Annotated in this window: 13 protein-coding genes and 1 pseudogene; 5 read left to right on the top strand and 9 right to left on the bottom strand. The window is 67.2% G+C overall.

Annotation, left to right across the window (positions count from 1 at the left end):
* Positions 1 to 74: 74 nt before the first annotated feature.
* Positions 75 to 1,442, bottom strand: coding sequence for a magnesium transporter (gene mgtE, locus NYR97_RS09980; RefSeq protein ID WP_316697776.1), 1,368 nt, complete (start codon positions 1,440 to 1,442; stop codon positions 75 to 77).
* Positions 1,443 to 1,989: 547 nt separating this feature from the next.
* On the opposite strand from mgtE, the gene NYR97_RS09975 reads away from it, so the two are divergent.
* Positions 1,990 to 3,801 carry a monovalent cation:proton antiporter-2 (CPA2) family protein gene (locus tag NYR97_RS09975; protein ID WP_316697774.1) on the top strand — a complete coding sequence of 604 codons (1,812 nt, stop codon included), beginning with the start codon at positions 1,990 to 1,992 and terminating at the stop codon, positions 3,799 to 3,801.
* 11 nt (positions 3,802 to 3,812) lie between these two features.
* Here NYR97_RS09975 and zwf read toward each other — a convergent pair.
* The 5 genes and pseudogenes from zwf to NYR97_RS09950 form a co-directional block, all read right to left on the bottom strand.
* Positions 3,813 to 5,529: pseudogene (gene zwf / locus NYR97_RS09970) on the bottom strand (glucose-6-phosphate dehydrogenase); the annotation flags it as partial.
* Positions 5,526 to 7,325: a glycoside hydrolase family 15 protein gene (locus tag NYR97_RS09965; protein ID WP_316697773.1), complete on the bottom strand. Its 1,800-nt coding sequence runs from the start codon at positions 7,323 to 7,325 to the stop codon at positions 5,526 to 5,528. The gene NYR97_RS09965 and the pseudogene zwf, both read right to left, overlap by 4 nt.
* Before the next feature lie 63 nt (positions 7,326 to 7,388).
* Positions 7,389 to 7,718: a low molecular weight protein tyrosine phosphatase family protein gene (locus NYR97_RS09960; protein WP_205394971.1), complete on the bottom strand. Its 330-nt coding sequence runs from the start codon at positions 7,716 to 7,718 to the stop codon at positions 7,389 to 7,391.
* Positions 7,719 to 7,744: 26 nt separating this feature from the next.
* Positions 7,745 to 11,065, bottom strand: a complete 3,321-nt coding sequence (locus NYR97_RS09955) for an ankyrin repeat domain-containing protein (RefSeq protein WP_316697772.1) — start codon at positions 11,063 to 11,065, stop codon at positions 7,745 to 7,747.
* Positions 11,058 to 11,318, bottom strand: a complete 261-nt coding sequence (locus tag NYR97_RS09950) for a YcgL domain-containing protein (protein WP_205394972.1) — start codon at positions 11,316 to 11,318, stop codon at positions 11,058 to 11,060. Before NYR97_RS09950 ends, NYR97_RS09955 begins: the two co-directional genes overlap by 8 nt.
* Positions 11,319 to 11,536: 218 nt before the next feature.
* On the opposite strand from NYR97_RS09950, the gene NYR97_RS09945 reads away from it, so the two are divergent.
* From NYR97_RS09945 to NYR97_RS09930, 4 genes are read left to right on the top strand one after another with little or no spacing between them, the layout of a single operon-like run.
* Complete coding sequence (locus NYR97_RS09945) at positions 11,537 to 12,733, top strand: beta-ketoacyl-[acyl-carrier-protein] synthase family protein (protein WP_316697771.1); 1,197 nt, start codon at positions 11,537 to 11,539, stop codon at positions 12,731 to 12,733.
* Positions 12,733 to 13,506, top strand: a complete 774-nt coding sequence (locus NYR97_RS09940; RefSeq protein ID WP_316697769.1) for a beta-ketoacyl synthase chain length factor — start codon at positions 12,733 to 12,735, stop codon at positions 13,504 to 13,506. The genes NYR97_RS09945 and NYR97_RS09940 overlap by 1 nt, the downstream gene beginning before the upstream one ends.
* Positions 13,503 to 14,324, top strand: a complete 822-nt coding sequence (locus tag NYR97_RS09935; protein ID WP_316697767.1) for a glycosyltransferase family 2 protein — start codon at positions 13,503 to 13,505, stop codon at positions 14,322 to 14,324. Before NYR97_RS09940 ends, NYR97_RS09935 begins: the two co-directional genes overlap by 4 nt.
* Entirely contained in the window at positions 14,321 to 15,943 is a 1,623-nt protein-coding gene (locus NYR97_RS09930) for an NAD(P)/FAD-dependent oxidoreductase (RefSeq protein WP_316697766.1), read from the top strand. Before NYR97_RS09935 ends, NYR97_RS09930 begins: the two co-directional genes overlap by 4 nt.
* Before the next feature lie 793 nt (positions 15,944 to 16,736).
* Here NYR97_RS09930 and fabG read toward each other — a convergent pair.
* From fabG to NYR97_RS09915, 3 genes are all read right to left on the bottom strand, one after another.
* Entirely contained in the window at positions 16,737 to 17,474 is a 738-nt protein-coding gene (gene fabG, locus NYR97_RS09925) for a 3-oxoacyl-ACP reductase FabG (RefSeq protein ID WP_316697764.1), read from the bottom strand.
* A gap of 168 nt (positions 17,475 to 17,642) precedes the next feature.
* A complete protein-coding gene (locus NYR97_RS09920) occupies positions 17,643 to 18,083 on the bottom strand; it encodes a hotdog family protein (protein ID WP_205392892.1) in 441 nt (146 codons plus the stop codon).
* The gene (locus tag NYR97_RS09915; protein ID WP_316697763.1) at positions 18,070 to 20,436 is read right to left on the bottom strand and encodes an MMPL family transporter; all 2,367 of its coding nucleotides are present in this window, start codon (positions 20,434 to 20,436) and stop codon (positions 18,070 to 18,072) included. The genes NYR97_RS09920 and NYR97_RS09915 overlap by 14 nt, the downstream gene beginning before the upstream one ends.
* Positions 20,437 to 20,529: the final 93 nt, after the last annotated feature.

Raw genomic sequence — 20,529 nt, 5'->3', positions numbered from 1 at the left:
CATCGCTGCACGGCCTACCGTGCAGCGATGCGGAGTGGACCAGGCAATAACGGCCTGGCCATCGCCTCTCCGCGCTACAACAACGTGCCGCTGAGAATCGCGGCAGCGATGCTGAAATAGATCACCAAGCCGGTGACATCCACCAAGGTGGCCACGAACGGAGCCGACGCGCTGGCCGGGTCGAAGCCGAAGCGTTGAAGCACGAACGGCAGCATCGAGCCGGACAGCGAACCGAAGGTGACGATGCCGATCAGCGCCGCGCCGATGGTCAGCGCCACCATCTGCCAGTGCGGGCCATAGTCGTACAGGCCGGCGGTCTGCCAGATGGTGATGCGCACGATCGCCAGCAGGCCCAGGATGGTGCCCAGGGTGAGGCCGGTGGGTAGCTCGCGCAGGGCCACCTTCCACCAGTCGCCCAGGCGGATTTCGCGCAAGGCCAACGAGCGGATCAGCAGCGAGGTGGCCTGCGAACCTGAGTTGCCGCCCGAGCTCATGATCAACGGGATGAACAAGGTCAGCACCACCGCCTTGGACAGCTCGTCCTCGAAGTGCTGCATCGCGCTGGCGGTGAGCATTTCGCCGAGAAACAGCACACTCAACCAGCCGGCGCGCTTCTTGATCATCTGGCCAAAGCCGATCTGCATGTAGGGCTTGTCGAGTGCTTCCATGCCGCCGAACTTGTGCACGTCCTCGGTGGATTCGGCGATCAACGCATCCAGCACATCGTCCACGGTGACGATGCCCAGCACATGCCCGTGCGCATCCACCACCGGAATGGCCAGCAGGTCGTGGCGACGGATCAGCCGGGCGACTTCCTCCTGATCCAGCGCCGGGTCCACCGTGACCGGCGGATTGACCTGCGCCACCTCCAGGATCGGTGCGTCGTCTGCGCCGGTGATCAATCGGCGCATGGTGACCACCTGGGTCAGCACGCGGGTATGCGGGTCCAGCAGATAGATCGCATACACCGTCTCGCGGCTGCGCTCCACCTCGCGGATGTGTTGCAAGGTGCGGCCCACCGTCCAGTCGGCCGGCACCGCCACGAACTCGGTGGTCATCAGCGCGCCGGCGGTGTTGGGCGGGTAACGCATCAAGGCCTGAATCGACAGCCGCGCCTCGGCACTGAGCAGCCACAGCAGCGGCGCGCGCTGGTCGGCGTCCAGGCCGTGGAAGATGTCGGTGGCGCGGTCGTCGGCCATCTGCCCGAGCAAGGAGGCGGCCTGTTCGGCCGGCAGTTGCGCCACCAATGCGCTGGCATCGTGCAGCTCGGGTTGTTCGAGCAGTTTCACCGCACGCGGTTGCGGCAGCGCGGCCAGCACCTGTGCGGCCTCGTCGCGGTCGAGGGTGTTGAGGTATTCCACCGCATCGGCCGTGTTGAAATCGGCGATGGGTGCGATCAAGGCATTGACGCCTTGGGCAAGGCGCAGGGTTTCGTTGTACATGGGGTTCGCCTGGTGACGACCGTCGTCGATGACAGCCGGCGAACCCAAAGCCTCAGGCGCGCGCCAGCTGGGTCATCGACCCGGGTCTAGGGTGACTGTCGCTGGACATGAGTAAGGCTCCGAGAAGTGCGTACCGACCGGTGATCCGGGCGGCGGCGGGGCGCAGTCTGCGCGCCTGAGCCGGCTTGGTCAATGGCTCGCACGAGGCACGTTTAAGCGAGCGTGCAATCCGCCGATCTTGCCGATGCGCAGCATGCGCAGGAGGGTGCGTCTCATCGAGATGGCAGCGAGCGTGGGCCGACGGCGCAGATGCGTGCGGTGGTTGCGACAACGGCGCGCTGGTCGCGGCCTTGAACACGCTTGCCGGCCAGCGCTGCCGAGGGCCACGCTGGGCTCCAGACACGCTGCTACCGAGGCGCTGATCGGAAACAGCAAACCGGCTACCGGAAACGCGTGGCCGCTGCGCATTGCCGGCGACTCCGGCACGTCGGTGCCAGCTGGTCAGCCGCAGTGCGCGGCATAATGCGCACCTCAACGGAGAGTGCGCATGCATAGCGGCGGTCTGGAACTGGCTCTGGTGCTGATGCTGGCCGCCATCGTGGCGGTGCCGGTGTTCAAGCGCTTCGGGCTGGGCGCGGTGTTGGCCTATCTGGTCGCCGGTGTGGTGCTCGGGCCCGACGGCGTGGGCGTAGTGCAGGATGCCGAACGCATCAGCGGCGCAGCCGAAATCGGTGTGGTGATGCTGCTGTTCGTGATCGGCCTGGAACTGTCGCCGTCGCGTTTGAAAGTGATGCGGCATTCGGTGTTCGGCGCCGGCGCCACCCAGGTGGTGGTGACCACGCTGATCCTGGGCGGCCTGCTGATGCTCGGCAATCTGGGCTGGAAGAGCGCGTTGATCGTCGGCGTGGCGCTGGCGTTGTCGTCCACCGCGGTGGGCCTGCAGCTGCTGGCCGAGCGCAAGGCGCTGGGCAGCGATTACGGGCGCCTGGCGTTCGCCATTTTGCTGTTTCAGGATCTGATCGCCATTCCATTGCTGGCGGCCATTCCGCTGCTCGGTGGCAGCAAGAACGCCACGCTGGCATGGCCGGACGTGGCCAAGGCGGTCGCCGCATTGGCGCTGGTGATCCTGTGCGGGCGCTTCGTGCTGCGCTATCTGTTCAACATGGTGGCGCGCACGCGCATGCCGGAAGTGTTCACCGCCAGCGCCTTGCTGGTGGTGCTGGGCACCGCCTGGATCATGCAGGAAGCCGGATTGAGCGCCAGCCTGGGCGCGTTTCTGGCCGGTGTGCTGCTGGCCGATTCGGAATTCCGCCACGAGCTCGAATCGCAGATCGAGCCGTTCGAAGGGTTGCTGCTGGGACTGTTTTTCATCTCGGTCGGCATGGGCATCGATCTGAACCGGGTGGTCGCCGAGCCGTGGCTGATCGCCAGCGGCGTGGCGATCCTGCTGGTGGTGAAGTTCTCGCTGCTGGTCGGGATCGGCACGGTGGCCAAGCTGCCGCTGCGCAGCAGCCTGATGCTGGGCAGCGTGTTGTGGCTGGGCGGCGAATTCGCCTTTGTGGTGTTCAACGAGGCCGATCGCGTCGGCTTGCTGGAGCGCGCCAACCACGACCGCCTGGTGGCCATTGTCGGTGTCTCGATGGCGCTGACGCCGCTGTTGCTGCTCGGCATGCAGCGCATCCTCAACGGGCCGCTGCGGCTGCATGCACCCAAGTCCGACCGCCCGTTCGACACCATCGATGCGCAAACGCCCAAGGTGCTGGTCGCCGGCATGGGCCGCTTCGGTCAGGTCGTCGCGCGTCTGCTCACCGCGCGGCATGTGCCGTTCGTGGCGCTGGAACACAATCCGGACACCGTGGAGGATTTGCGCCGCTTCGGCAGCCAGTTGTACTACGGCGACCCCACACGCCCGGAACTGCTGCGCGCCGCCGGCGCCGACCGCATCAAGGTGTTCGTGATCGCGGTGGACGACCCGGAAACCAACATCAAGGCGGTACGGTTGATCCGCCGCCTGTACCCGCAGGCCACGGTGCTGGCGCGTGCACGCAACCGCCAGCACGCCTGGAAATTGATGGACCTGGGCGCAGAGCCGTTCCGCGAGGTATTCGCCTCCAGCCTGGAGCTGAGCGAACGCGTGCTGACCTCGCTCGGCCTGGGCGAAGCGGTTGCCAAGGAGCACGTCAAACGGTTCCGCCAGCACGACGAAGAGTTGCTGCATCGCCAGCACCTGGTCTATGACGACGAAGCCAAGGTGATCCAGACCTCGCGCGATGCACGCGCAGACCTGATGCATCTGTTCGAAGCCGACGTCAAGGCGGATGTTGATGCCGAACCCGCGCCGGTAACGCCCGATCGCTGAGCTCTGCGTAGGAGCGCGCTTGGTGACGGATGTCTTTGCCACCTTGCCGGGCGAACCGGCTGCGCCTTGAGCGGATTTTGCAGCAGGTGCGGCGGCACGTTTGGGTGTCGCCTTGCTCGCTTTCTTCGCGGTCTTGTTGGTGGCTTTCTTGACCGGCGTTGCAGCGCTGCTGCGTGCTTCCGGTGCGCGGCGCGGCGGTGGCTTGCGCCCCGGAGTGAGCGCGCGCCAGGCGTGCCCGCCATTCATCGCCAGCAAGGCATCGGCAGCCGACGGGCCGGCGCTGCCGGCGGCGTAATTGGGGAAGTCGCTTGGCGGTTGTTTCCAGGCATCCAGGATCGGCTGCACGATGCGCCAGGCGGCTTCCACCATGGCCGCATCCTGGAACAGGCCGGCCTCGCCCTTCATGCAGTCCTGCAGCAGGCGCTCGTAGCCCACCGTGTATTCCTTGGGAAACCAGTCGCGGTAACGGAAGTCCATGCGCACCGGTGCCAGCGCAACCTGCGCGCCCGGGCGTTTGACGTCGAACTGCAGCGAGATGCCCTCGTCGGGCTGGATGTGCAGCACCAGCCAGTCGGGTCCGTAACCGCCCACTTCGGTACTGCGGAACGGTGCCAGCGGCGCAGGCTTGAAGCGGATCGCGATCTCGGTGGTGCGCTCGCGCAGCCGCTTGCCGGTGCGCAGGTAGAACGGCACGCCGGCCCAGCGCCAGGTGTCGACCTGCAGTTTCATCGCCACATAGGTTTCGGTTTCCGAATCCTCCGGCACGGTGTCTTCTTCGCGATACCCCGGCACCGCGCTGCGGCTCACCGCGCCGGAGGCATATTGGCCGCGTACCACGTCTTCGGGCTTGATCGGGCGCACCGCTTCGATCACTTCGGCGCGGCGGCGGTGCATGGCTTCGGTGGTGAAGGCGGCCGGCGGTTCCATCGCAATCATCGCCAGCAACTGGAACAGATGATTCGGCACCATATCGCGCAAACAGCCGGTGGGATCGTAGAAACGCCCGCGCCCTTCCACGCCGATGGTTTCGGCGGCGGTGATCTGTACATGATCGATGCGGTCGCGGTTCCACACCGGCTCGAACAAGCCATTGGCAAAACGGAACGCCAGAATGTTCTGCACGGTTTCCTTGCCGAGGAAATGGTCGATGCGGAATACCTGATCCTCGTGCAAGACGCGGGCGACGGTGGCATTGAGCGCGACGGCGCTGGGCAGATCGTGGCCGAACGGTTTTTCCACGATCACCCGCCGCCAGCCCTGGCCCTCGCGCTGTTTGACCAGCCCGGCTTCGCCCAGGTTGAGCAGTACCGGCTCGAAGAAACGTGCGGCGGTGGCCAGATAGAACAGCACATTGCCCTGGGTGCCATAGCGCTTGTGCAGTTTCTCCAGTACGCCATCCAGCGCCTGATAGGCACCTAAATCGGTAAAATCGCCACGCAGATAATGCATGCGCTCGCGCAGCCACTCCCAGGTGTCGGTGTCGAACTCGTCGGTCTGGAATTCGGCATCGCGGCTGCTGAGCAGCTCGGTCATCGACTGACCCATCATCGTGCGCCACGAACGCTCGCTGATATCGCCGTGGTCCATGCCGACGATGGCGAACTGCTCGCCCAACGCACCGGCCCGGCGCAGGTTGTACAGCGCCGGCATCACCAGGCGCTTGGTCAGATCGCCGCGTGCGCCCAGCACCACGATGACGCACGGCGGAGTGGTTTCTTGCTCATTCATGGACGTGTTTCCTTTTCGCCCATGCGTCCGTGCAGGCGCAATGCCGCATTGACCAGGGCCACGTGGGAATACCCTTGCGGGAAGTTGCCAAGCATGCGCTTGCTGCGCGGGTCGTACTCTTCGGCGAGCAGGCCCACGTCGTTGCACAATCCGAGCAGGCGCTCGAGCAAGACGCGCGCCTGCTCGGTGCGCCCGAGCAATGCATAGTTTTCCACCAGCCAGAAGCTGCAGGCAAGAAAGGTGCCCTCGCCGGCCGGCAGGCCATCGGCACTGTCGTCGGCGCGATAGCGCTCGACCAATCCATCGATGGTCAGATCGCGTGCGATGGCATCGGCGGTGGCGGCGATGCGCGGATCCTCCGGCGGCAAAAACCCCACGATCGGAATCAGCAGCAGCGAGGCGTCCAGGCGGTCGGAGCCATAGCTCTGCACGAAGTGACCATCCGGATGTACGCCGTTTTCCAGCACTTCGGCGCGGATTTCCTCGGCAAGCCTGCCCCAATGTGCGCGTTTTTCTGCGTCGGCATTGGTGATGCCATCGCGCGCGCCGCAATCGAACGCCAGCCAGGCCATCACTTTGGAATGCACGAAATGACGGCGCTCGTCGCGAATCTCCCAGATGCCTTCATCGGGCAGGCGCCACAGGTCTTCGAGCGTATCCAGGATCTTTTCCAGCAGCGATGCCGACGAGCCATCGTCGTCGGACGGCGGCGCCACGCCCTTCTCGCGCGCGTAATGGAACGCGCCGATCAACTCGCCATACACATCGAGCTGGAACTGATCCACCGCACCGTTGCCGATGCGCACCGGGCCGGAGTTTTCGTAGCCGGGCAACCAGTCCGCTTCCCATTCCTGCAACCGGCGCTCGCCGGCGATGCCGTACAACGCCTGCAACTGATCCGGCGAACCGGCGATGGTGCGTTGCACCCAATCGCGAAACGCCGCGGCTTCATCGCGATAGCCGGCCTGCAGCAACGCAATCAGCGTGAACACCGAATCGCGCAGCCAGCAGTAGCGATAATCCCAGTTGCGGGTGCCGCCCAGATGCTCGGGCAGCGAGGCCGTGGGCGCGGCGACAATGCCACCGGTGGGCAGATAACTCAGCCCCTTCAATACCACCAGCGAACGCCGCACCTGCTCGGTCCACGGACCGACATCGGTACAGCGACGTGCCCAGCCATGCCAGAACGCGGTGGTCCGTTGCAGCGCCTGTTCCGGGTCGATCGCCGCCGGGGTGGGCTGATGCGATAACCCATGACTGAGCAGAAACCAGGTGCTCTCGCCCTGACGCAGCGTGAAGTCTGCCTCGGTGCCCAGGTCCTCGCCGTGCAGCTGCTGCGGCGAGCGCAACGCGAGTTGGTCGGGACCGGCGATGGCGCGAATGCCACCCTCGATGCCGGTGACCCACGGCACCGTACGGCCATAGTTGAAGCGAAACGTCAGCCGCATGTGCATCGGCACTTCGCCCTGCACGCACCGCACGATCCGCACCAGATGCTGGTGACTGTCGCTCTCATCGCTGGCGACCATGAAGTCGACCAGTTCCACCGTGCCGGTGTCGGTACGCATGCGCGTGCACAGCACCAGACTGTCGTCTTCGTAAGCGCGTTCGCTGCGAAATGCGGCGACCGGCGACAACGCCCATTGCCCGTGTTGCTCATCGCCCAGCAGGGATGCGAAAAACGCATCGGAATCGAAACGTGGCAGACACAGCCAGTCGATGGTGCCGCAGTGGTCGACCAGGGCCGCGCTGTGGCAATTGCCCAGCATGGCGTGGTCTTCGATACGCACGCTCATCGTAGAGGCGCTTCCTTCGTGCGAGGGAACGCCCAGTCTTGCACGCGCAGTGTCGGGATCGGGTTACGACTGCGCCGGCAGACGCAGCAACGGTGGCACCGTGTGTTCCAGGCGACGGATCAGTGCCGGATCCATATAGGCGTAGTCGTCGGGAATGTGCAGGCAGATCACCCGGCAATGGCGCAACTGCGCGGCGAAACGTTTGCGCAACAGCTGCAGGTGCCGGCGCTCCATCACCAGCACCAGCTGCGCTTCATGCAACAGCTCCGGTGTGACCTGCACGTCCGCATCTGCGGCCAGCCCGGCCGATTGCGTTTGCACGCCCGGCCAGTCGGCGAACACGCGTTCGGCGGTAGGGCTGCGCAGGCGGTTGCGGCTGCACACGAACAGCACCTGCAACGGTGCGCCGCCGCGCTGGCTCAGCGGCCTTCGCGCAGGAAGCGCGCCATCGAGGAGACACCCGGCAAGGCGGGCTCGAACTGACCGGCCACATCGATGAAGCCGCGCATGATCGCAATCTCGCGCGGGGTGCGATTGAGCGCGTCGCGGCGGTCGCCGTCGGCGCCGGCACGCAACAGGCGCTGCACCAGCAAGGGCAAGCCGTGCAGTGCGGCCAGATGCAACGGACCGAAGCCGCGTTGATCGGCCACATCCAGCGAGACGTCTTCGTCGAGCAGGCGTTCGACACCGGCCAGCACCACTTGTTCGTCGCAGGCGTTGCCCGGTTCGGCGCGCGCGCCCAGCAACAGCAGCAACGGGCTGACCCGACCACCGGCCAGATACTCGGGATCGGCGCCGGCCAGCAGCAAGGTGTCCAGCAAGGCCAGCAGGCGACTCTTGTCGCGCGCGGTGAATCCGTACAGCGCGGCGCAATGCAGCGGCGCCAGGCCCTGGTCGTCGTTGGCGTGCACATCGGCCGCCGCAGTGAGCAGGCGCGCCACGATATCCGGCAGGCCCAGCGCGCAGGCCAGCATCAGCACGGTGACACCGCCGGGCAGGCGATGCTCGATCTGCGCGCCGGCCTGCAGCAAGGCGGCCACGATCTCGGTCTGACGCATGCTCACCGCCGCCGACAACGGCGTGGCGCCGCTGTTGGCCGCACGTTGCGGATCGGCGCCGCGCCCCAGCAGATGCGCCACCACGGCGAGATGGCCGCCACCGGCGGCGCGCAGCAGCGCGGTGCAGCCTTGCGCGTCGATCGCATCGACCGGCAGGCCCAGATCGATCAGGCGCCGCACCGCATCGGTGTCGCCGGCCATGGCCGCAGCCGGCACATCGGCTTCGCGTAGCGTGCGGTGCGGCAGCGACCAGATGCGCCAGTCCAGCCAGTCGGCCAGATCGCGGCGACCGATCGACAGCGCCACGCCCAGCGGGGTCTGCCCGTCGGCCGCGCGCGCTTCCGGCGAGGCGCCTTGTTTGACCAGCAATTTCAGCGAGGCTTCCCGGCCCAGCGCGGTGGCCAGATGCAGCGCGGTCATGCCGTGGCTGTCGCGGGCCTCGCGGTCCACGCCGTGTTCCAGCAACCACTGCTGCAGGCGCAGCCAGCCCAGCCGCACCGCCAGCGACAACGGCGGGTCGCCGGCCGCCGACGCGGCAAACGGGTCGGCGCCGCGTTCGAGCAATTCCAGCGCGAACTGTTCCAGCCCGCGCGATGCCGCGTCGTGCTGCACGCAGGCGCTGAGCAGGCGGGTCAGGCCACCGGCACCGGCGGGCGAGACGCCATGGCGCAGCAGCGCCTGCAGTGCCGGCACCGCCTCCACACCACGCGAGAGCAGTGCAAACATCGGCACGTCGCCGCAGGCATCGCGCACGTCGGCATCGGCGCCGTGGCGCAGCAGCCAGTCCACGGCGTCGGCGTTCAGGGCCAGATGCGCATCGTGCAACAGGCCGCCGAGTTCTTCCGGGCCGCACAGCCTGGCCAATGCGTCCAGGCCATCGCGTTGACCGAACTGCAGGCCTTCGCGCAACAGCACCAAGGGCGGGCGATCGGGCAGTACCGCAACGCCGGGGGTATCGCCGTGTCCATCGCTGACTGCGGCCGGCAGCGGATACGCAGGATCGAGCAATTGCACGATCGCCCAGCGCCCGGCCTCGGCGGCGACATCCACTGCGCGACGGCCGTGCGCATCGGCGCTGTCGGCCGGCACCTGCAGATCGAGCAGGCGCCGGATCAGGGCCGGCGACACGCGGTCGGCGGCGCAGGCCAGCGTCACTGCATTGCGGCCGTCACCATCAATGGCCAGCACATCGGCCTTGCGTGCGACCAGGCGTTCGAGCACGCCGCTGCGTGCCTGCCGCGCCGCGTCCAGCCACGGCGTGCGGCCGAGCAGATCGCGCGCTTCCAGATTGGCACCGGCCGACAACAACGCTTCGACGATATCGCCATGCCCGGCCAACGCGGCCTCGTGCAGGGCACTGCGGCGCTGGCGGTCGCGCGCATCCACGCGCGCCTTGTGCTTGAGCAGCAGCTGCACGCCGGCCGGGTCGTCTTCCTCGGTGCCGGCGGCGGCCAGCAGCACGGGTGCGCCGCCTTCCGGTTCGGAATGCGCGCCGCGTTCCAGCAGAAACTTGGCCAGCCGCCAGTTGCCGACCTGGCAGGCCATCGCCAACGGCGAATGACCTTCGTTGTTGAGCGCGTCGAGCTCGGCGGCGGCATCGCGCAGCAGCGCGGCCACGCCCGGGTCGGAACTGCGCACCGCGTGATGCAGCGGCGTATTGCCGTCGTTGTCGGTGGCGCGCGGGTCGGCGCCATTGGCCAGCAGCGTCATCACCGCATCGGGGCGACCGTGCCAGCTGTCGCGGGTGGCGGCCAGCAACGGGGTCATGCCGCGATGCGGCTGGTTGACGTCGACGCGGCGCACGATCAGTTCGCGCAGCAGGCGCAGATCCGGCAATACCGCAGCCAGCGCGGGCAGGCTGCGTTGGTCGCGCCATTCCGGCAGCGGTAGCGCCTGCGGATCGGCGCCGGCGTCGAGCAACTGCAGCGCGCGGTCCACGCGTCCGCTGCGAGCGGCCTCGAACAGCTCGGGCACCAGTTGATGCTGGGCCACCGGCTCCAGCGGACGCGGTTCGGCCGCCGCTTCGGAAAAGAAATCGGCCGCCTGCAAGGCTGCCGGGGCATCGCTGCGCACCGGCGCGGCGGTGCGTTGCAACAGCAGATGGGCGGCCGGCAGCAGCACGCTGGCGGCGATCGCCAGACTCCAGCGCCAACTGCTCGACAACCAGCCCGGCCAGGCCAGCGCCACGGCCAACGTGCACATCGCCAGCACCAATGCGGCGGCCAGCAGGCCGCGCCAGGCATGCAATTCCTGCGTGGCCAGCGCATGCCACCGCGGGGCCAGGGCGCCGCCGTCGCGCTCGACCTCGCCCCACAGCGGCCAGGTCCGCCACAGCCCGAGCAGCGCGGCGCTGACCGCAACGCTCAGCGCCAACGCGGCGGCCAGGCTGCCGCTATCGCGCAACGCAGTCAGCGGCCAGGTGATCAAGGCCGCAAGGGCCAACAGACCGACGCCCCAGATCGCCAGCAACGGCGGCAGCGCCTGCGCGACCGCACGCGGCTGGCTCGGCAATGCGCGCGTGCCACGTGCCCACGACACCGCCAGCGCGAAGGCCGGCTGCGCCAGCCACAGCGTCACCGCAGCGACGCTGCCGCCAACGCCGCCCAGCAACGACAACACCACCCCGGCCGCGCCGGCCAGCGCTGCGGCGCGCCACCGCGCGGCACGCGTGGCCTCAGTCATAGTCGCACTCGCCCGCCAGCACCAGCGTCTTGGGTAGTTGCAGGTAGAAACCGTGCTTGCCGAGCGCTTCGCGCACCGTGGTCACGTCGGCTTGCGCCAGGCGGCGCTGCGGCGTCAACGCCACCTCCAGCACGAACGCGAACGGCGCCAGTTGCGCGTGCACGGCGGCCGGAAGACCGGAGAAGTCGTCACGCATGGCGAGATAGACGAAGGTGTCTTGCTTGCGTTGGCTTTTATAGACGTAGGCGTGCATGCGCGCGTGGTCGCGCTCGTTTGAGAAGTGTGTCGCAGGATTGTGTCCCAATTGCGCCCATGGCGAAAGCGCGGCCGTTGCGAAAAATCCCAGCAGCGTCAGCGACATGACCGGCACGTTCAGTTGCGCCATCGACGGGCCGCGGACACACCATCGATATACTGAGCACACTTTTTGCCAGCCAGACCACCGTGAGCCACGCGCAGCATTCGTCCCAGATGGCCCCGGTCGCCGTCACCGCTTTCACTTCCACCACCGCGCTCGGCGCCGGGCTCCACGCCCAGGCCGCCGCCCTGACAGCTCGCCGCAGCGGCATGCGCCGCAACGATTTCGGCCCGCAACCGCTGCCGTGCTGGATCGGCCGCGTCGACGGCGTGGAAGCCGTGGTACTGCCCGAATCCCTGCAAGGCTGGGACTGCCGCAACAATCGCCTGGCCTGGCTGGCCCTGCAGCAGGACGGCATGGCCGAGGCCGTGCAGGCGGCCGCACAGCGCTACGGCGCCGAACGCGTGGCGGTGATCATCGGCACCTCCACCTCCAGCATCGGTGCCAGCGAAGAGGCCTATACGCGTCTGGTCGAAGATGCCGACGGTGCGCGCTTTCCCGACGATCTGGATCGCCCGATCGTGCACACCCCGCATTCGTTGGGCGATTTCGTGCAGCACGCCACCGGCCTGCGCGGCCCCTGCATGACCGTGGCCACCGCCTGTTCGTCCAGCGCCAAGGTGTTCGCCCAGGCCGCGCGCCTGATCGACGCCGGCGTGGTCGACGCAGCCTTGGTCGGCGGTGTGGACACCTTGTGCGGCAGCGTGCTGTTCGGCTTCAACTCGCTGCAGGTGGTGGCGCCGGAGCTGTGCCAACCGTTCGATGCGCGCCGGGTCGGCCTGAGCCTGGGCGAGGCCGGCGGCTTTGCCATGCTCGAACGCCCCGCCGCCGCACCGGACGCGGCGCTGTGGCTGTATGGCTATGGCGAATCCAGCGATGCGCATCACATGTCTGCCCCGCATCCGCAGGGCCTGGGCGCGCAGCTGGCGATGCGCGGCGCGCTCGATCGCGCCGGCCTGGACGCCGATGCGGTGGGTTATCTGAATCTGCACGGTACCGCCACGCCGGCCAACGACAGCGTGGAGGCGGCCGCGGTGGCGGCGATCTTCCCCGCCACCCTGCACGCCAGTTCGACCAAGGCCTGGACCGGCCACACCCTGGGCGCGGCCGGCATCGTCGAATCGGCGATCGCGCTGCTGGCGCTGCGCGACGGCGTGCTGCCGGGCACGCTCAACAGCACCGTGCCCGACCCGGCCTGCGGCCCGCAGATCCGTTTCGACAACGCCCATTCCAAGATCGATTACGCAATGAACAACTCCTTCGGCTTCGGCGGCAACAACTGCTCGCTGCTGTTCGGGCGGGCCCGCTGATGCTGGCTGCCAGCATCGAGGGGATCGGCTTCTGGACCCAAGGGCTGCCCAACTGGGAGGCCGCCATTGCCCTCGTGCACGGCGGCGAGCTGCAGGAGACCACGGCACGCCCGGCGCCGCAGCTGCTGGCCGCCAACGAGCGCCGCCGTGCACCGGACACGGTAGCGGTCTCGCTGGAAGCCGCACTGGCCGCCTGCACCGCCGCCGGCCGCGATCCGGCCAGCCTGCCGTCGATCTTTACCTCCACGTACGGCGATCTGGCCATCTCCGACTACATGTGTACGACCCTGGCCAGCGACCCATCGGCGATCTCGCCGACCAAGTTCCACAATTCGGTGCACAACGCCGCGGCCGGCTACTGGACCATCGGCGCCGGGGCGATGACTCCGACCACGGCGATCAGCGCCAGCCGGGCCAGCTTCGCGCAGGGCCTGCTGGAAGCGCTGGTACAGCGCGCCGCCGGCATGGACGCGGTGCTGCTGGCCGGCTACGACGCCCGCTCGGTCGGGCCGCTGGGCCGGGTCGCACCCAGCCAGGGTCTGCTCGGCGGTGCGCTGGTGCTGGGCGCGCCCGGCCAGGCCGGCAAGCCGCAGCTGCGGGCGCGGCTGGACGACGGCACGCCTTCCGCGGGCGAGGGCCCGCTGTCGCGGCATGTCGCCAGCAACGCGATGGCGCCGATGCTGCCGCTGTTCGACCTGATCGCCGCTGACGGCGACAGCGTGGCGCTGTACGCCGGCCCGGGCCGGGTGCTGCGCGTGGAGGTCCAGCGATGAGCCGCCAGCCATTGAGCCGCGAAGACACCGCGATCCTGGTGCCGGCCCTGAACGAATCGCTGCGCATCCGCGAAGTGGTCAACGATGCGCTGACCTATTGCTCCAACGTGATCGTGATCGACGACGGCTCCGACGATGGCACCGCCGATTGCATCGCCGACCTGCCGATCACCTTGATCCGTCATCCGCAGCGCTTGGGCAAGGGCGCCGCGTTGCGTAGCGGTTTTGCGCAAGCGCAGCGCCTGGGTATGCGCGCAGTGATGACCATGGACGGCGATGGGCAGCACAGGGCGGCCGATTTCCCGCGCCTGTTGGCCGCGGCCAATCGCCACCCCGGCTGCGTCATCGTCGGCGCACGCATGCGCAAGCGCGCCACCCAGCCCACCATCCGCCGCATCGGCAACGATTTCGGCGACTGGGGCATCGCCTGGGCCTGCGGCTTCCAGCTGGTCGACAGCCAGAGCGGGCAACGCCTGTATCCGGCCTCGGTGTTCACCCTGCCCGACGTGCCTGGCGAAGGCTTCGTGTTCGAAGCGCAGCTGCTGATCTCCGCTGCGCGCCAGGCCGGCGCGCGGGTGGTCGCGGTGCCGATCGAAACCCGTTACGCCGGCACCTCGCCAGGCACCTTCCGCAAGAGCCATTTCCGCCTGGTGCGGGACCTGTGGGAAATCACCTCGCACGTGGTCGTGCAGGCGTGGAGCTACGGGCATATCTGGCGCGAATACCGCCGCGTGCGCGCCAACCCGGTGCTGATCGACGACGCTGACGGCGAATTTGCTACTGTGCCTGCGGTCACCAAGAGCAGCCAATCCCCATGAATGCACAGCGTGCAGATGTCGTCATCACCGGTGGTGGCCTGGCCGGCCTGAGTCTGGCGCTGCAGCTACGCCAACGCGACCCCGAACTGGCGATCACCGTGCTGGAGCGCCGCGCACACCCGGTACGCGAGGCCGCGTTCAAGGTCGGCGAATCCACGGTGGAAATCGGCGCGCATTATTTTGCCGACGTGCTGGGCCTGCGCGAGCATCTGGAGACCGAGCAGATCCGCAAGTTCGGCTTCCGCTTCTTCTTCTCCGACAGGCGCCAGGACATCGACCGTTGCACCGAACTGGGCGTCAGCCAGATCCTGCCGACGCCCTCGTGGCAGATCGACCGTGGCCGCTTCGAGAATTTCCTCGGCGAGCGCGCCCGCGCGCAGGGCATTACGTTTGTCGACAGCTGCAGCGTCAAGGGCGTGGACCTGTCCGATGACGAGGCCGACCACGCCGTGCGCTACGAGCGCGCCGGCGAGGCCGGCACGCTGAGCGCACGCTGGGTGGTGGATGCCAGCGGCCGCGCCGGTCTGCTCAAGCGCAAGCTCGGCCTGGCGCAGGACAACGCGCACGATGCCAACGCAGTGTGGTGGCGCGTGGAAGGCCTGATCGACCCCAATGGCTGGTCGCAGGACAGCAGCTGGCTGCAACGCTGCACGCCGCCGGACCGCTGGCGCTCGACCAACCACATGTGCGGGCCGGGCTACTGGTTCTGGCTGATTCCGTTGTCGTCCGGCGCGCATTCGCTGGGCATCGTCTGCGATGCGTCCATGCATCCGCTGGACACCATGAACACGCACGAAAAAGCGATGACCTGGCTGCGCACGCATCAGCCGCAGGTCGCCGCCAGCCTCGACAAGGCCGACTACCGGCTGCAGGACTTCCTGTTCCTGCGCAATTTCTCCTACGGCTGCAAACAGGTGTTCTCGCCGCAGCGCTGGGCGCTGACCGGCGAAGCGGGCTTGTTCCTGGATCCGTTCTATTCGCCAGGCAGCGACTTCATTGCGATCTCCAACACCTACATCTGCGAACTGATCGGCCGCGACCGCGCCGGCAGATCGCTCAGCCCGTATGTCGAGCTGTATCAGCAACTGTATTTCTCGTTCTACGAAAACACCCTGACCCTGTATCAGGATCAATACGCCCTGTTCGGCGATGCGCAGGTGATGCCGGTCAAGGTGATCTGGGATTACACCTACTACTGGTCGCTGCTGGCGCCGCTGTTCTGCAGCGGACGGATCGCCGACCTCAGCCTGCTCTCGCGCATGAAGGCGGATTTTTTCTACGCGCGCGACATGAATCTGGCGATGCAGCGCGTGCTGCACGACTGGGGCCAGCACAACACTGCACAAGGCCTGGCCAGCGACGACGGGCGCCTGCTCGATCAATACCTGATCGGCTGGTTCAACGAACTCAACGACGCCTTGCACGACACCCTCGACGACGATGCCTTTGCCGCGCGCGTCCACAGCAATGTCGCGCAGATGGCGGTGCTGGCACGCGAGATCCTGCAGCAGGCACGCCAGCGCCATGCCGAACTGCCGGACCACGGGCTGGACGCCTTGACCGCCAACGCCATCGGCGAGCCGATCCTCACCGCCGCCTGGTACGCCGACGCGGCGTGAGCTTGAAGACCGCGCCGGCAACGGCGCGCTTTTTCTGGATCCGCGCTGGCTTGATCCAAATGCCGGATCGGAAGACGCCGATCAAACCGCACCGCATCGAACGGCCACGCGAGGTGCATTGCTTGCACAGGCACACCATCCATCTCTACCGGTCCTTGCCCGCCCACCGTCGCGGGACCTTACGCGGCATGGAGGCCGCGTAAGAGCTTACAGGGACGTACTTGCAGCGTGTCCCGCGATGGTGGGCGGGCAAGGGCCCTGCAACCAAGCACCAGATCGACCGCTCTGCTGTTGATCCATCCGCACTTTCCAAGCCCTCGATACACACGTGCAAAAGCAGCAGACCTGCACTGGCGTGGTTGTTCAATCGCGATCGGATGCTTGGATCAAAAGCTCGGTGAGTCGAGGGCGCGGCGCCCTCACCGCTTGCGGGACACGCCGTGAACCCGTCCCTGGGGGCTCGGTGGCGGCATCCATGCCGCCACACGGTCCCGCAACCGGTGAGGACACCGCACCAGACAGCTGGTCGGCTGCTTTATTGAAAACCCTGCGCACCGACCAACTCGACTGGCCCTTGCCGGCCCACCGTCGCGGGACCTTACGCGGCATGGATGCCGCGTAAGAGCCTCCATGGACGGATTCACGGCGTGTCCCGCGATGGTGGGCCGGCAAGGGCCCTGCAGCAAACTCACAGCGGCGAGGACACCGCACCTGCCAACCTGGTCGTGCGCTGATGGGAACCAAACTAGCCGCGCCTACCTGGGGGGAGGCATCGTCGTTCTATCAGCGGCTCTCAACCCATGCCGCCATTGATGCCGATGACCTGGCCGTTGATATAGCCAGCTGACTCCGAACACAGAAACGCAACCAATGCGGCCACTTCGTCGGGCTTGCCGACGCGGCCGGCGGGCACCAGTTGCTTGATCACCTCCGGCGCGAAGCTTTCGCCGACCATGTCGCTTTCGATCACGCCCGGCGCGACCACGTTGACGGCGATGCCGCGGCTGGCCATCTCGCGTGCCAGCGATTTGCTGGCGCCGTGCAAGGCGGCCTTGGCCGCGGCGTAATTGGTCTGCCCGCGATTGCCCAGCACCGCCGCCACCGACGACACGCTGACGATGCGACCCCAGCGCGTACGCGCCATCGGCAGCAGCAGCGGCTGGGTGACATTGAAGAACCCGTGCAGCGACACGTCGATGACCCGATGCCACTGTTCGGCGTTCATGCCGGCCATCGGTGCATCGTCGTGGATGCCGGCATTGTTGACCACGATCTGGATCGGGCCGGCCTCCAGCAGGCTTGCCAGCGCCGCAGCACTGGCCTGCGCATCGGCCACATCGAACGCCACCGCCTGGGCACTGCCGCCGTCGGCCACGATCGCCGCGACCACATCGTCGGCGCGGGCGATATTGCGATTGGCGTGCACGATCACGTGCCGACCTTGTGCAGCCAGCTGACGGCAGATCGCACCGCCAAGATCGCCGCTGCCGCCGGTAACCAGCGCGCGGCGCTGAGGAACGGATGTGCTCATAAAAGCCTCGATGAAAGCCGCAGAAACGACGGCGGAAAGAGTCTCATCCTAACGACTGGCAGCAAGCGCAGGAATAGATCGCCCGCATTGATCGCCCACATTCGGAAGGAGCGCGCTTGCGCGCGATGCGGCGTCAGCGGTAACGCTTCATAGCGCGCAAGCGCGCTCCTACAGGGCCTGCGCCGCGCCCAGCATCACCGTGGCGCGCCCTTCGGCGAGCAACTGATCCCGATGGGTCAGGCGAAAACTGTATTGCTGGCTGTCCTCGCCCTGCAGCAACACCTGTGCTTGGCAGACGATCGCATCGGGCAGGTCGTCCAGATAGGTGACGTGCAGGTCCACCGCGCGCAGCGCCACCAGCATGCCCGGACGCACCGGCTTGCCCGATTCCCTGCCGAGCAAGCCGCCATGCACGGCCATGGCTTGCGCGCCGTACTCGCATAGATGCAGTGCGCGCAGGCGTCCATTGGAGCGCAGCGGATGCAGGTCACTGCGATGGGCATCACTGCGCAACACGATGCGTTGCGCATCCCACTCCACCACTGCTTCCCACAGGCACATGCTGCCCTGATGCGGAATCAGCGCGGCAATCGCGTCACGTCCCTGCATGCGGTTCTCCGTTCTTTGTGCGTTCCAGCGCCGGCTCGCGCGACACCAGCAAGGCCAGAATGAAATTGAACAACACGCCCAGCGCCACCGTGCTGCCGATCGCACGCAATACCGGAATGCTGGACGCGGCCAAGAGCGCAAATACCAGCAAGGTCATCAGGCTGCACACGATCAGCGCATGCAGCGTGCGCAGTTGATCGGCGTGATCGTCGCCGGCGTGGTCGAAGAACAGCGCGTAATCCAGGCCCAGACCGGCCGCCAGGATCAGCGCGATCAGATGGAACAGATTGAGCTCCACCCCCATCCCGCGCAGGATCGCCAGGATCAGTACCGTGGTCAGCGCCATCGGCAACAACACCCGCACGATGCGGCGCGGGCTGCGCAGCGCGATGGCCACGGTCACTGCCAACAACACTGCAGCCAGCACCAATGCACCGAGCACACGACCGCGATACGCGGCGACCAGGGACTCGGAAGCATCCTTCAGATCCAGCAACTGCGCGCCGCTGCCTTGTACGGCTGCGGCCAACACCGCCGGATCGCGCAAGCCGGTCAACGACACCAACGCGGTGCTGCGATCGCCACGCCCCAGCAGCAGCCCACCGACCGAGGTTGCCAGCGGCGAGCCGGCCAGGTCCTTCGGCAACAGCGCTGCGGCATGCTTGGCGGCGTCCAGATCCTGCAGGAATGGCGCAAACGCATCGCTGCGGAACGGCGTGGCCGCCACCGCGCTGTCGGTCAGTGCGCGGGCTTGCGCGGCATCCGGCAGCGCGGCCTGGCGGGCGCGCTGGGTCTTGGCGCTGGGCAGATAGCGCGCGGCCATGTCGTAGCCGGTCAACGAACCCGCGCGCACCAGGGCGTCCAGGCGCGGGCGCAATTGCTCACTGGCCTGCAGCGCCGCCTCATCGTTCGCTGCGGGCAACGCGAGCACGTAACGCACATCGGGGGCGCCCAGTTCCTGCCGCAACTGCGCGTCCTGCGCCAACGCCTTGGGTGGCACCGGGGTCAATTTCGAAAGATCGTTCTGCCAGAACTGCCCTGGCGCAAACACGATCACCGCGATACCGATCACGGCAATCACCGCAAGACTGATGCGCGGCCGCGGCAAGCGCGCGATGCCACGCCAGAGCGCGGCGAGCATGCGCGAATCGGCGTAGTCGCGCGGCGCCGGGTCGATCAACGACGGCAGCAGCCAACGGGTGGTGATCGCGGCGGTGGCCAAGCCGGCGATGGTGAACACCGCCAACTGGCGCAAGCCGTCCACACCGGAAAATAGGAAGGTCACATAGGCAATGCAGGTGGAGACCACGCCGGTGGCCAGCGTCGGCCACAGATGGCGCGCGTTGTCGCGTGGATCCAGCCCCGGGCGCTGATGACTGAACAGGTGAATCGGATAATCCTGCACCACGCCGATCAGGGTGAACCCGAACGCCACGGTGATGCCATGCACACCCTCGAACAGCAGCGCCACCGCACCCAGGCCGGCCAGACCCGCGCTCGCCAACGGCAGCACGCCAAGCACCGGAATCTTCCAGCTGCGGTAGGCGACCAGCAGCAACAGCACCAGCCCCACCGTATCCAGCGTGCCGATCCATTGCGCCTCGCCCTGCGTGCGCGCGGTGATTTCCACCGCAAACGCGCCGGGGCCGGTCAGGACGAGCTGCGTGGCAGTGCCCTTGCTGACCTTGGCGAAGGCCGCTTGCACCGCGTCGTACGCCAGCTGCTGACCGGTGGGATCGAAACCGGCTGCGCGCGTCTGCACGATCAACAAGGCCGAGGTGCTGGCGCGGTCGAACCACACCTCGTTACGCGTCTGCGGCGCGGCGACAGGTTGCAGGGTTTCTGCAAGATGCAGGATTTCCAGCGTGGGATCGCGCGGCAGCAACGGCTCCACCATCGCGGCCGCAGGCGAGCCCAGATCCTGCACGCGCGCCTGCAATGCCGCTTGCAAGGTCTGCCCATCCAGCGGGGTTGCATCGAAGCTGTCGCTGAGCAGATAGCGATACGGCAGCAAGCGCTCGGGGATCGCATCCAACCCCGCATTGCCGCCATTGCCGACCAGTTCGAACAACGCCGGCTGTGCGGCCAGGGCCTGCTGCAGCGCCTGCGACTGCGCGGCCAAGGTTGCCGGGTCGCTGTTGGACAAGGACATCAACAACAGGCGCGAGCCGGGGCCTTCGCCCAGTTCTTCGATCAGCAGTTTCTGCGCTGGCGTGCGCGGGGCGGGCATGAATTTACGTAGATCGCCGGTGACCTGAAGCGTCTGGCTCAACCAGAAGCCGGCAACTGCCAGCAGTGCCAGCCACAGCAGCGCCAGGCCGATGCGGCGGTTTGCGTTCAATTCAAGCGCCATGCGAAAGCCTCGCTGCGCCAGTGGAACGTCCACCGGCCGCGCGCGCGGCATCGAGCTGCAGTGACGCGTTCCTTCTGCTGAAGGCGTGCAACA

The organism is Xanthomonas hydrangeae (assembly GCF_032697525.1).
Lineage (GTDB): Bacteria > Pseudomonadota > Gammaproteobacteria > Xanthomonadales > Xanthomonadaceae > Xanthomonas > Xanthomonas hydrangeae.
The sequence above is the reverse complement of the archived record's forward strand: the minus strand, read 5'-3'. Positions and strand labels throughout refer to the sequence as shown.